The sequence below is a fragment of the Brevundimonas sp. AVps4 genome, from assembly GCF_058681525.1.
In genome coordinates, this window is record NZ_CM178741.1 from 1,856,443 (window position 1) to 1,869,283 (window position 12,841).

Sequence of the window (12,841 nt, forward strand, 5' to 3'; positions counted from 1 at the left end):
GCCTGATGGGATCGTAAGACAGATGACGGCAGACAGCGCCGCGCCTTCAGGCTCGCGTCCTCCCGCTGGACCGCGCCATGTCGCCATCATCATGGACGGCAACGGTCGCTGGGCGAAGGCGCGCGGGCTGCCGCGCGCCGTGGGCCATCGCGAGGGCGTCCAGGCCCTGAAGCGCACCATCCAGGCGGCGCCGGATCTGGGCATCCAGTGTCTGACCGTCTTCGGCTTTTCGACCGAGAACTGGAGCCGCCCCCCCGACGAGGTCTCGGACCTGATGGGGCTGGTGCGAACCTATGTGGCCAGCGATCTGGCCCGTCTGGAAAAGGCGGGCGTGCGCCTGAGGGTTCTGGGCCGTCGCGAGGGCCTTCCGGCCGACATCGCCGCCATCATCGAAAGGGCCGAGGCCCAGACCGCGCACAATGATCGGTTCCTGCTTCAGGTCGCCTTCAACTACGGCGGCCGTGCGGACCTCATCGACGCCGCCCGTCGCCATATGCAGCGGATGCTGGCCGGCGAGACGATCGAGCCGATCGGCGAGGCCGACATCACCGACGGCCTGGCCACGGCGGGTTCGCCGCCGCTGGACCTGATCATCCGCACCTCGGGCGAGCAGCGGCTGTCGAACTTCCTGCTGTGGGAAGCCGCCTATGCCGAACTGGTGTTTCAGGACGTGCTCTGGCCCGACTATGGACCGAAGGCGCTGGAGGAGGCGGTGCTGATCTTCCGGCAGCGCGAGCGCCGCTATGGCGGTCGTGCGGTCGAGCCTGCGCGCGTGTCGGCCTGATGGCGGTCAAGGGACGCGACATCGCCTTGCGGGCCGCCTCCGCCGCCGTCCTGGCGCCGGCAGCTGTGGCCGCGACCTGGATCGGCGGCGTCTGGTTCCTGGCCCTGATCACGGCCGCGAGCGTCGTTCTGGCCTTCGAATGGGCGGCGATGAGCGCCCCGCATGCGCGACGCCTGATCGGCGGGGCCGTCAGCCTGGGCGTGGTCGCCGCAGTGGTCAGCGCCTATTTCGGCGTCATGTCGGTCGCGTTCGTGATGCTGGTGTTCGGCGCCGCCGCCGCCGGCCTCTATGCGCGCAGCCGGGGGCAACAGGCCTTGGACGCCGCCTACGGGGTCCTCTATCTGGGCTGGCCGTCGGTCCTGCTGATCTGGTTGCGGGACGTGGACGCCACGGTCGGCCTGCATTGGACCGTGCTGGTCTTCGCCGTCGCCTGGTCCGCTGACATCCTGGCCTATCTGGCCGGATCCACCTTCGGCGGGCCCAAGCTGTGGCCCCGCTTTTCGCCCAACAAGACCTGGTCCGGCTTCGTCGGGGGAATCCTCGCGGGCGCCGTCGCCGGGGCCGTCATGACGGCATGGTTCGACATGGGGCGGTTGACCGTATTCTGGGGCGGCGTGCTGGGTCTTGCGGCCGCCCTGGCGACCATGGCGGGCGACCTGTGGGAATCGGGCCTGAAGCGGCGCTTCGGGGTGAAGGACGCGGGCAACACCATTCCCGGCCACGGCGGCCTGCTCGATCGGGTGGACGGGCTGATGTTCGCCGTCGTGGTCGTCGCCGTCGGACGGCTGATCGTTCTGATGATCGAGCGGGGCGCGTCTTGATCCGCCGTCGCGTCTCCGTCCTGGGCTCCACGGGCTCGGTGGGTTCGTCCACCCTGGATCTGATGGACCAGGCCGAGGCGGGCGGGGCCGCCGCCTTTGAGGTCGAGGCCCTGACGGGCGGATCGAACATCGCCCGGCTGGCTGAACAGGCCCGGCGCTGGAAGCCGCGTGTGGCCGTGACCGCCGACGCCGCGCGTCTGGACGAGCTTCGCGACGCCCTGGCCGGCACGGACGTGGGGGCGGCGGCGGGAGAGGCGGCGGTCGTCGAGGCGGCGAGCCGTCCCGTCGACTGGGTCATGGCCTCCATCGTCGGAGCGGCGGGGCTGAAGTCGGCCTGGGCGGCGGCCGACACCGGCGCGACCCTGGCCCTGGCGAACAAGGAAAGCCTGGTCTGCTGCGGCGCGACCCTGATCGAGCGCGTGAACCGGGCGGGCGGGCGGCTGATCCCGGTCGATTCCGAACATTCGGCCATCTTCCAGGTGTTTCCGGCCGAGGCGCCGGAGCGGGTGGCCAAGCTGGTGCTGACCGCCTCGGGCGGGCCTTTTCGCCAGACCCCGCGGGCCCAGATGATCGGGATCACGCCGGAACAGGCCGTGGCCCACCCCAACTGGAGCATGGGCGCCAAGATCTCGGTCGACAGCGCGACCATGGCCAACAAGGGGTTGGAGATGATCGAGGCGGCCTATCTGTTCGCCATGCCCGCCGATCGGATCGACGTCGTGGTCCACCCCGAATCGATCATCCACAGCCTTGTGGAATATGTGGATGGTTCGACCCTGGCCCAGATGGGCCCGCCGGACATGCGCACGCCGATCGCCTGCGCCCTGGCCTGGCCTGACCGGATCGCCTGGCCCGCGCCCAAGCTGGACCTGCCGGCGCTGGGGCGGCTGACGTTCGAAGCGCCGGATCTGGCGCGGTTTCCGGCCCTGGACCTGGCCCGTCAGGCCCTGAAGGCGGGCGGGGCGGCGCCGGCGGTGTTCAACGCCGCCAATGAGATGGCGGCCTTCGCCTTTCTTGACCGCAAGCTGGCCTTTCTCAATATTGCCGCAGTCGTCGCCGAAACCCTTGAGCGTGCGATGAAAGCGGGGATGGTGTTCGGCTCTGGAGACGCCTGCAGCGCGGCCCTTTCGGTCGATGCTGAGGCGCGACGGATCGCCGGATCCATTATCGCCGGACTGGCGAACGCGGCCTGATCGGCCAGGGGAGACGATTTACGATGCTGGGCGCCCTGGGTCAGATCCTGATCTACATCGTGCCGTTCCTGCTGGTGCTGACCTTCATCGTCACCATCCATGAACTGGGCCATTTCCTGGTCGCCCGCGCCTTCGGCGTGAAGGTGGATCGGTTCGCCATCGGCTTCGGCCGGGCGATCTTCAGCCGCACCGACCGCCACGGGATCGAATGGCGGCTGGGTTGGATGCCGCTCGGCGGCTACGTCAAATTCTCCGGCGATCTGGATGCATCCAGCGTGCCCGATCAGGCCGGGCTGGCCGAACTGCGCCAACGCCTGGTCGCCCAGGGCGGTGCGGGGGCCGAACGCGACTACTTTCATTTCAAACCCGTCTGGCAGCGCGCCCTGATCGTCGTCGCGGGCCCGGCGGCCAACTTCATCCTGGCGATTTCGATCTTCGCCCTGGTCTTCATGACCATCGGCACGCAGATCCGGCCGGCGCGGGTGGCCCAGATTCAGGCCGGTTCCCCCGCCGCCGCCGCCGGATTCCAGGTGGGCGACCTGATCACCGGGGTCAACGGCCGAACAGTGCGGGACGGGGGAGAGGTGACCCAGACGGTCATGCTGTCCACCGGCGACCCGGTTCGCTTCACCGTCGAGCGCGGCGCGCAGACGGTGGAACTGGTGGCGGTGCCGGAGCGCCGGGAAGAAAACGATCCGATCGCCGGCCGCATCAAGGTGGGTCGGATCGGCCTGGGGCTGGGCGCCAGCCGGGCCGATGTCCGCCATCTCCGCTATGGGCCGCTCGAGGCCGTGACCGAGGGGGTGCGTCAGACCGGCGAAATCATCGGCTCGACCCTGACCTATCTGGGGCGGCTGGTCACGGGTCGGGAGTCGGGCGATCAGTTCAGCGGACCGCTGGGGATCGCCAAGGCGACCGGCGCCCTGACCACGGCGGCGGTGGAGGCCGATCCCGCGCCTCAGGCGATGGCGCTCAACCTCCTTCTCACCCTGACAAGCTTCGCCGCCATACTTTCGATCGGAATCGGATTTCTAAATCTTTTGCCCATTCCGGTTCTGGACGGCGGCCACCTGCTTTTCTACGGCTATGAAGCCGTGGCGCGGCGACCCGTGGCGGCGCGGTATCAGGAGATGGGCTATCGCGCAGGTCTTGCGCTTCTGGCGGGATTTATGTTGTTCGCGACGTGGAACGACCTACAGAAGCTCAACCTCTTCCAATTCCTCGGCGGGCTCGTCTCGTGAGCCGACGCCAGCCCCCGATGGTTTTCAGAATGAACGACATGAAATCTCGCGCCGCCGTCCGACTGAGCGCCCGATCCAGCCTCCTGGCGCTGGCCGTGGCCGCGGGCTTTTCCGCTCCCGCCCTGGCTCAGTCGGCTCCGGCGCCCGCTGCCGAGGGCGCGGCCCCGCAACAGCCGCCGCGCGTCGAGGTCGCAGCGCCCCAGGCCCTGACCGTCAATCGGATCATCGTCCAGGGCGCCCAGCGGATCGACCAGACCACGGTCCTGTCCTATCTGCCGATCCGCCCCGGCGACACCGTTGACGCCGCCGTGCTGGACGTGGCCGTGCGCACCCTTTCGCGGACCGGCCTGTTCGCCGACGTGCAGTTGGGCGTGCAGAACGGCGATCTGATCGTTCAGATCGTCGAAAACCCGATCATCAACCAGGTGGTGTTCGAGGGGAACAGCGCCGTCTCTCAGGACAAGCTGACCAAGGAGGTCACCCTCCAGCCGCGTGGCATCTACACCCGCGCCAAGGTTCAGGAGGACGTCGGCTCCATCGTCGAGCTCTACCGCCTGCAAGGCCGGATTTCGGCGACGGTGACGCCCAAGCTGGTTCAGTTGGAGCAGAACCGCGTCGATGTGATCTTTGAGATCAACGAAGGGCCGCAGACCGGCATCAGCGCCATCAACGTCCTGGGTAACAAGGCCTTTTCGGACAACGACGTCCGGGACGTCATGGTGACGGAGCGGTCGCAGTGGTGGAAGTTCTTCTCCAACAACGACAATTACGATCCCAACCGGCTGGAGTACGACCAGGAGCAGCTGCGCAAGTTCTACACCAACCGCGGCTATTACGACTTCCGCATCATTTCGTCGGTTGCGGAACTTCAGCCGGACAATCAGGCCTTCCAGATCACCCTGACGCTGAACGAAGGCGACAAGTACAACTTCGGCAAGATCGACGTGGTCACTCAGAACGACCGCCTCAACGCCCAGTTCCTGAAGGCCCTGGTGCCGATCCGCGAAGGCCAGCTGTACGAAAGCGACAAGATCGAACAGGCGGTCGACGCCTTGACCTTTGCGGCGGGATCGGCCGGCTACGCCTTCGTCGAGATCAATCCGACGTACCGCGCCAATCCCGACACCGATACGGTCGACGTCACCTTCAACGTCTCAGAAGGCCAGCGGGTCTACATCGACCGCATCAATGTGGTCGGCAACACCCGCACCATCGATCCCGTCATCCGGCGCGAGCTGATGCTGACCGAAGGCGACGCCTTCAACCGCGCCCTGATGGAACGGTCGCGCAACAATCTGCGCGCGCTGGGCTTCTTCAAGGACGTGACGATCGAAGAGACCCGCGGCAGCGCCCCGGACCGGAGCATCGTCAACGTCAACGTCCAGGAACAGCCCACCGGCGAACTGTCGGTCGGGGCCGGCTTCAGCTCGGTCGATTCCTTTACGGTGAACCTGGGCATTTCAGAGCGGAACTTCCGCGGTCGGGGCCAGAACGTCGTCGCCCGGCTGGAGTGGGGTTCGCTGCGTCAACAGGTCGATTTCCGCTTCACCGAGCCTAAATTCCTGGGTCGCGACCTGCGCGCGGGCTGGGACCTGTTCCACTCGCGCTATGACCTCAGCGAATACTCCTCCTACGACTACCGGTCGACCGGCGGCGGCCTGCGGCTGACCTATCCGCTGAACGGCAATATGTGGCTCAGCACCCGCTACTTCCTGAAGTCCGACGAAATCATCGTCCCGACCGGCTATTGCAACACCAGCGGCAGCGGCTCGTCGGCCCTGTGCGACCAGGTGGGCAGCTACATCAACTCGTCTGCGGGCTATACGCTTCAGATGAACTACACCAACGATCCGATCCGGCCGACGCGCGGCTGGTCCGGCTCCTTGCGTCAGGACTTCGCGGGCCTGGGCGGCGACGTCAACTATGTGAAGACCGAGGCGGACGCCGCCTGGTACTACGGCATCACCCCGCGCTGGATCGTCAGCCTTCAAGGCTCCACCGGCTATGTCAGCGGCTGGAACGGCGACCCGATCCGCATCAACGATCGCTTCTTCAAGGGCGGCAACAGCTTCCGCGGCTTCGAAACCGCCGGCATGGGGCCGCGTGATCTGGATACGACCGACGCCCTGGGCGGCAACTTCTACGCCATCGGCACCGTCGAACTGACCGTGCCCAACTATCTGCCCGAACAGTACGGCATCAAGACCTCCCTGTTCGCCGACGTCGGCACCCTGGGAGTTCTGGATGACCGCTATAAGCTGACCTCGACCGGTACGGTCGACACCACCATCGCCGACGAGCTGTCGCTGCGGGCTTCCGCCGGCGTCAGCATCCACTGGAAGTCGCCGATGGGCCCGATCCGGTTCGACATCTCAAAGGTCCTGTCCAAGGAAGACTACGACAAGACGGAATCCTTCCGCTTCTCGACCTCCACCCAATTCTAAGGAAGCGACGCAAAAAAGCGTTCGCAGAGGAATACCCATGAAAGCTCTGATCATCGCCGCCACGGCCGCCGCCTCGCTGGTCGCCACCGCCGCCTCGGCCCAGACGGCCGCGCCGGCCAACCCCGGTCCGGTCATTCCGGGCGTCTGCGTCTATTACAACGCCCGCCTGCTGGCCCAGTCGGCCGCCGGTCAGGCGGTCGAGGCCCGCATGCAGCAACTGGCCCAGGAGGTTCAGGGCGAGCTTCAGCCCTATGCCACCGCCATCCAGTCGGAAGCCCAGCAACTGCAAACCTCGGGGGCTAGCCTGCCCGCGGACCAACTGCAACAGCGCCGTCAGGCCCTGCAGCAGCGCGCCCAGGAGGCCCAACAGCTGGAAGCCACCCGCGAGAACGAGCTGCGCTACACCCTGGCCATGCAGCGCCAGGCCATCACCGAGGCTGTGTCGCCGATCCTGACCGCCCTCTATCAGGAAAAGGGCTGCGGCCTGCTGTTGGACCGCGAGAGCGTCTTCATGATGAACCCGGCCATGGACCTGACCGACGCGGCGATCCAGCGGCTGAACACGGCCCTGCCGACCCTGTCGTTCAACCGCATGCCGGTGCCGGCGCAGCAGCCGCAACAGCCGGCCGCCGCCAACTAAGGCCCTCATGCCCGATTCCCGCTTCTTCCAAACCCTTTCGCCCCTGTCCGTCGTCGAACTGGCGGCCAAGACCGGGGGTGAGGCGGTCCGGGGCGGGGACCGGATGATCGGTTCCGTCGCGCCCCTGTCCTCTGCGGACGGGGGCGCGATCGCGTTTATGGGCGACCGCAAGTTCGTGGCGGCCCTGGCGGCGACACAGGCAGGCTGCGTCATCGTGCCGGAACAGGCGGTGGGCTCGGTTCCGGCCGAGGCGGCGGTGATCGTCTCGCGCACGCCCCAGGCCTCCTGGGCCATGGCCTCGGCCCTGCTGCACCGCCCGTTGAGCCTGGACCGCGCCATCGCCCCGTCTGAGGCGTCCGAGGACGACAGCGTGGTGATCGAACCCGGCGCGGTTCTGGGCGAGGGCGTCCGCATCGGCCGCGGCACGCGCATCGGCGCCAATACGGTGATCGGTCCGGGCGTCCAGATCGGGCGCGACTGCGTGATCGGTTCGAACGTCACCGTCGGCTTCGCCCTGATCGGCGACCGTGTGAAGCTCTATGCCGGCGCGCGCATCGGCGAGGCGGGCTTCGGCGCCACCGGCACGGCGGCCGGCGCCATGGACATTCCCCAGCTGGGCCGCGTGATCTTGCAGGACGGCGTGACGGTCGGCGCCAACAGCTGCATCGACCGCGGCGCCTATGACGACACCGTCATCGGCGAGAACACCAAGATCGATAATCTGGTCATGGTGGGCCATAACTGCGTCATCGGCCGCAACAATCTGATGGCGGCCAATACGGGCATTTCTGGCTCCGTGACCAGCGGCGACAATGTCATCTTCGGCGGCAAGGCGGGCGTGGGCGACCATCTGACGATCGGCGAAGGCGCGCGCGTCGCGGCCGGCGCCGGGGTGCTGGCGGACATTCCGCCGGGCGAGACCTGGTCCGGCTATCCGGCCCGCCCGATCCGACAGTTCTTGCGTGAAACCGTCTGGCTCGCCAAACAGGCGTCTTCAAAGAAGGCCCCAAGGGAATCATAGGGATGAGTGAAGACGGCAAGATCGACTACGCCGAGGTGATGCGGCGGCTGCCGCACCGTTATCCCTTCCTGCTGGTGGACAAGGCCGAGGAATTTGTCCCCGCGACTTCCATCGTGGGGATCAAGAACGTCACCCACAACGAGCCCTTCTTCCCCGGCCATTTCCCGATCGATCCGGTCATGCCGGGCGTGCTGATCGTTGAAGCCATGGCGCAGACCGGCGCCTTGCTGATGTCCAAGACCCTGGACGTCGCCGTGGCGGACAAGGTCATCATGTTCATGTCGATCGACGGCGTGCGTTTCCGCAAGCCGGCGCGGCCCGGCGATCAGCTGCGCATGCAGGTCAAGGTGATCAAGGCGCGCGGCGACGCCTACAAGTTCCGCGGCGAAACCTTCATCGACGGGAAGCTGGCGGCCGAGGCCGAGTTCATGGCCATGGTCGTGACGGTGCCCACGCCGGCGACGGAGCCCGCCGCCTGATGGCCATCCACCCCACCGCCCTGATCGACGCCACGGCGACCCTGGCCGAAGGGGTCGAGGTCGGCCCCTGGTGCACGGTCGGACCGAATGTCTCCCTGGCCGAGGGCGTGCGCCTGGTCAGCCATGTGGTGGTCCAGCAGGACACGACGGTCGGGGCTGGAACAGTGATCCATCCCTTCGCCGTCATCGGCGGCGATCCGCAGCACAACGGCTACAAGGGCGAGCCGGTGCGGCTGGAGATCGGCGAAAACAACCTGATCCGCGAGCACTGCACCTTCAACCGGGGCACGCCCCAGGGAACGGGCGTGACCGTCGTCGGCTCCAACAATCTGTTCATGACGGGCGCGCACATCGGTCACGACTGCGTGGTCGGCAGCCATCTGGTCATGGCCAACAACGCCACCCTGGGCGGTCATGCCCAGGTCGGCGACAAGGTCTTCCTGGGTGGGCTGTGCGCCGTGCACCAGAACGGGCGCGTGGGGCAGGGGGCGATCATCGGCGGTCTGGCCGCCGTGACCCGCGACGTCATCCCCTATGGCTCGGCCTGGGGCAATCACGCGCGACTGCGCGGGCTGAACCTGATCGGTCTTAAGCGCAAGGGTTACGGCAAATCCCAGATACGAAGATTGCTGGCCGCTTATCGCGACCTGTTCAAGGGCGAGGGCGAGTTCGCCGGTCGCATCGACGGCGTGGCCCAGGCCTACGCCGACCTGCCGGAGATCCTGGAGATCATCGCCTTCATCCGTGATGGCGGGCGGCGTCCGCTGTGTCTGCCGAACGCGGAATGAGCCGCTCGGGAAGGCTGGGGCTGATCGCCGGGGGCGGCGATCTGCCGGCGGCGGTGGCGGCCCGGTGCGAGGTCGAGGGACGGCCGGTCTTCATCATCCGTCTGGCGGGGTTCGCCGATCCGCAGCTGGGCCGCTGGCCCGGCGCCGAGTTCGGCATGGCCCAGATCGGGGCCATATTGAAGGCTCTGAAGGCTGAAGGCTGCACCAGCGTCTGTCTAGCCGGCATCGTCAATCGACCTGATTTCAAGACGTTGAAGCCCGATCTGAAGGGTGCGTCTCTGCTGCCGGGCATCGTCGCGGCGGCGACCAAGGGAGATGACGCCCTGCTGAGGAAGATTCTGTCCATCTTTGAGGTGGAGGGTTTCGGGGTGGAAGGCGCCGACGACATACTGTGCGGGGAGACCCTGGCGGCCGGCGCCCTGGGATCGGTGGTTCCGACGCCGCAACAGATAGATGATCTAAGAAAAGCGCTGCACGTCGCAGAAAAGTCGGGTGAATTGGATATCGGCCAGGGCGCGGTGGTCTGTGACGGCCTGGTCCTGGCGGTCGAGGCGCAGGAAGGCACCGACGCCATGCTGCGCCGCGTGGCGGACCTGCCCGCCGACCTTCGCGGCGCTCCGGCCGCCCCCAGGGGGGTGCTGGGCAAGGCGCCCAAACCGATCCAGGATCTGCGCGTGGACATGCCGGTGATCGGACCGCGCACGGTGGAGCTGGCGGCGGCGGCAGGGCTGGCGGGGATCGCCGGCGTCGCCGGGCGGTTGATCCTGATCGACCGGTCCGCGATCGTGGCGGCGGCGGATCGGTTGGGTCTGTTCGTCTGGGGTGAAACGCGATGAGCCGTCCGTTGAAGATCATGCTGGTGGCGGCCGAGGCGTCGGGCGACGCCTTGGGCGCCGGCCTGGCCCGGGCCTTGAGAGCGCGGCTGGGTCAGGGGGTGAGCTTCGTCGGCATCGGCGGCCCTCGCATGGCGGCCGAGGGCGTCGTCAGTCCCTTCGACATCGCCGAACTGTCGATTCTGGGCTGGATCGAGGGCCTGCGCGCCTATCGGACGGTGCGCCGTCGCGTGGCGGAGACGGCCGCCCTGGCGGCGCGTGAACAGCCGGACGCGGTGGTTCTGATCGACAGTTGGGGCTTCACCATTCGGGTCGCAGAGGCGATCCGCGCCGCGCGGCCGGACGTGCCCTTGATCAAATACGTCGGACCCCAGGTCTGGGCGTCTCGTCCTGGTCGGGCCAGGACCCTGGCGCGGGCCGTGGATCATCTGCTGGCCCTCTACAGCTTCGACGCGCCCTGGTTCGAGCGTGAAGGTCTGCCGACGACGGTGGTCGGCTCGTCCGCCCTGCACGTCGACATGGGCGGGGCCGACGGCGCCGCCTTTCGCGCCCGGCGCGGCGTCACGCCAGACGCCAAGCTGCTGCTGATCCTGCCGGGCAGCCGACCGGCCGAAATCGCGCGGATGACTCCGGTCTATGAGGCGACCGTCAAGCGGTTGAAGACCCAGGATCCAGGCCTGGAAGTCGCGGTGGTCGCGGCGGGGACGGTGTCAAAGGACGTGGTCGGGCGGGTATCCGCCTGGCCTTTCCGCGTCCATGTCGTCGATGAGGCCGAAAAGTACGACGCCATGCGGGCGGCGACGGCGGCCCTGGCGACCAGCGGCACCGTCTCGACCGAACTGGCCCTGGCGGGGGCGCCGATGGTGATCGCCTATAAGATCGGGGGGGTAAGCTATCAACTGATGAAGCGGCTGGTGACGGCCGAACACATCACCCTGTTCAACATCGCCGCCGGCGAACGGATCGCCCCGGAGTTCATCCAGGGCGAGGCGTCTGCGGAAAAACTGGCGGCGGCCGTCGGGCGGCTGTTGAACGATCCCGAGGCTGCGGCCGACCAGGCAAGGCGTCAGACGGCGGCGCTGGACCTGATGGGGCGGGGCGGGCCGGATCCCTCGACCCTGGCCGCCGAGGCCGTGTTGCGGGTCATCGAGGCCAAGGCGGCTGGATAGGCGGCTCCATCCCTGTCTCAGACAAAGAAAAACGCCGGGGCCTGCGCCCCGGCGTTCTGCATTTCAGGCCTGTGGCGCTTGATCAGCCGCGCTGTTCGATCGGCACGTAATCGCGCTGCGTCGGGCCGGTGTACAGCTGACGCGGGCGGCCGATCTTCTGCGACGGATCGGCCATCATTTCCTGCCACTGGGCGATCCAGCCCACAGTGCGGGCCAGGGCGAACAGGACGGTGAACATGGTGGTGGGGAAGCCCATGGCCGACAGGGTGATGCCCGAATAGAAGTCGACGTTCGGGAAAAGCTTGCGCGAGGTGAAATATTCGTCGTTCAGCGCGACCTTTTCCAGCTCCTTGGCGACCTGGAACAGGGGGTCGTTTTCGCGGCCCGTGGCGGCCAGAACCTCATAGGCCGACTGCTGCATCACCTTGGCGCGCGGGTCGTAGTTCTTATAGACCCGGTGGCCGAAGCCCATCAGCTTGTATTTGCGGTCCTTCACGCCCTGGATGAACTCGGGGATCTTGTCGGGGGTGCCGATCTCCTTGAGCATGTTCAGCGCCTCTTCATTGGCGCCGCCGTGCGACGGGCCCCACAGGCAGGCGATGCCGGCGGCGATACAGGCGAACGGATTGGCGCCCGACGAACCGGCCAGGCGGACGGTCGAGGTCGAGGCGTTCTGCTCGTGGTCGGCGTGCAGGGTGAAGATGCGGTCCATGGCGCGCACCAGGGCCGGATCGACGTGATAGTCCTCGGCCGGGACGGCGAAGCACATCCGCAGGAAGTTTTCGGCGTAGGACAGGTCGTTGCGCGGCGAGATGAACGGCTGACCGACGTGGTACTTGTAGGCCCGGGCCGCGATGGTCGGCATCTTGGCGATCAGGCGGATGGCCGAGATGTCGCGCTGGACCGGATCATGGATGTCCAGGCTGTCGTGATAGAAGGCCGACAGGGCGCCGACCGTGCCGACCATGATCGCCATCGGGTGGGCGTCGCGGCGGAAGCCCTCGAAGAAGCGGTCGAACTGGGCGTGCAGCATCGTGTGCATGGTGATGCTGTCTTCGAACTTCTCGTACTGCGCGGCCGTCGGCAATTCGCCGTGCAGCAGAAGGTGGCAGACCTCGATGAAGTTCGACTGGGCCGCGAGCTGGTCGATCGGATAGCCCCGGTGCAGCAGGACGCCGGCGTCGCCGTCGATATAGGTCAGGCCTGACTCGCAGGAGGCGGTCGAGGTGAAGCCCGGATCGAAGGTGAAAGCGCCCGTTCCGCCGTAGAGCTTGCGGATGTCGATAACGTCCGGACCGGTCGAACCCGACAGAACGGGCAGATCGACGCTCTTGCCCTCGAAGGAGAGCGTGGCGGTTTTGGCTTGGTCAGTCATCAATGCCCCTTTGCATTTGGACGTCCGATCGCGGGGAGGCGCCGGGCGCTCTT

The 12,841-nt window shown here is 67.2% G+C and carries 12 protein-coding genes; 11 read left to right on the plus strand and 1 reads right to left on the minus strand.

Annotated elements, in window-relative coordinates; genetic code table 11:
- Positions 1–22: 22 nt before the first annotated feature.
- From uppS to lpxB, 11 genes are read left to right on the plus strand one after another with little or no spacing between them, the layout of a single operon-like run.
- Positions 23–784 carry a polyprenyl diphosphate synthase gene (gene uppS / locus ACW178_RS09210; protein ID WP_054765557.1) on the plus strand — a complete coding sequence of 254 codons (762 nt, stop codon included), beginning with the start codon at positions 23–25 and terminating at the stop codon, positions 782–784.
- The gene (locus ACW178_RS09215) at positions 784–1,605 is read left to right on the plus strand and encodes a phosphatidate cytidylyltransferase (protein ID WP_191558399.1); all 822 of its coding nucleotides are present in this window, start codon (positions 784–786) and stop codon (positions 1,603–1,605) included. The genes uppS and ACW178_RS09215 overlap by 1 nt, the downstream gene beginning before the upstream one ends.
- Complete coding sequence (gene dxr, locus ACW178_RS09220; RefSeq protein WP_054765559.1) at positions 1,602–2,798, plus strand: 1-deoxy-D-xylulose-5-phosphate reductoisomerase; 1,197 nt, start codon at positions 1,602–1,604, stop codon at positions 2,796–2,798. The genes ACW178_RS09215 and dxr overlap by 4 nt, the downstream gene beginning before the upstream one ends.
- Positions 2,799–2,821: 23 nt before the next feature.
- The gene (locus ACW178_RS09225; RefSeq protein ID WP_183215710.1) at positions 2,822–4,039 is read left to right on the plus strand and encodes a M50 family metallopeptidase; all 1,218 of its coding nucleotides are present in this window, start codon (positions 2,822–2,824) and stop codon (positions 4,037–4,039) included.
- A 29-nt stretch (positions 4,040–4,068) separates the two neighbouring features.
- Positions 4,069–6,483: an outer membrane protein assembly factor BamA gene (gene bamA / locus ACW178_RS09230; protein ID WP_054765561.1), complete on the plus strand. Its 2,415-nt coding sequence runs from the start codon at positions 4,069–4,071 to the stop codon at positions 6,481–6,483.
- A gap of 37 nt (positions 6,484–6,520) precedes the next feature.
- Positions 6,521–7,123 carry an OmpH/Skp family outer membrane protein gene (locus ACW178_RS09235; protein ID WP_054765562.1) on the plus strand — a complete coding sequence of 201 codons (603 nt, stop codon included), beginning with the start codon at positions 6,521–6,523 and terminating at the stop codon, positions 7,121–7,123.
- Positions 7,124–7,130: 7 nt separating this feature from the next.
- Positions 7,131–8,144 carry a UDP-3-O-(3-hydroxymyristoyl)glucosamine N-acyltransferase gene (lpxD, locus tag ACW178_RS09240; protein WP_191558401.1) on the plus strand — a complete coding sequence of 338 codons (1,014 nt, stop codon included), beginning with the start codon at positions 7,131–7,133 and terminating at the stop codon, positions 8,142–8,144.
- 2 nt (positions 8,145–8,146) lie between these two features.
- Entirely contained in the window at positions 8,147–8,623 is a 477-nt protein-coding gene (gene fabZ / locus ACW178_RS09245) for a 3-hydroxyacyl-ACP dehydratase FabZ (RefSeq protein WP_054765564.1), read from the plus strand.
- Positions 8,623–9,411, plus strand: coding sequence for an acyl-ACP--UDP-N-acetylglucosamine O-acyltransferase (lpxA, locus tag ACW178_RS09250; protein ID WP_287105868.1), 789 nt, complete (start codon positions 8,623–8,625; stop codon positions 9,409–9,411). The genes fabZ and lpxA overlap by 1 nt, the downstream gene beginning before the upstream one ends.
- Positions 9,408–10,247: a UDP-2,3-diacylglucosamine diphosphatase gene (lpxI, locus tag ACW178_RS09255; protein WP_287105866.1), complete on the plus strand. Its 840-nt coding sequence runs from the start codon at positions 9,408–9,410 to the stop codon at positions 10,245–10,247. Before lpxA ends, lpxI begins: the two co-directional genes overlap by 4 nt.
- Positions 10,244–11,413, plus strand: a complete 1,170-nt coding sequence (lpxB, locus tag ACW178_RS09260) for a lipid-A-disaccharide synthase (protein ID WP_287105864.1) — start codon at positions 10,244–10,246, stop codon at positions 11,411–11,413. The genes lpxI and lpxB overlap by 4 nt, the downstream gene beginning before the upstream one ends.
- 82 nt (positions 11,414–11,495) lie before the next feature.
- Here lpxB and gltA read toward each other — a convergent pair whose 3' ends face one another.
- Positions 11,496–12,788 (minus strand): citrate synthase, encoded by a 1,293-nt coding sequence (gene gltA, locus ACW178_RS09265; RefSeq protein ID WP_054765568.1) that lies wholly within the window; start codon positions 12,786–12,788, stop codon positions 11,496–11,498.
- Positions 12,789–12,841 lie beyond the last annotated feature (53 nt).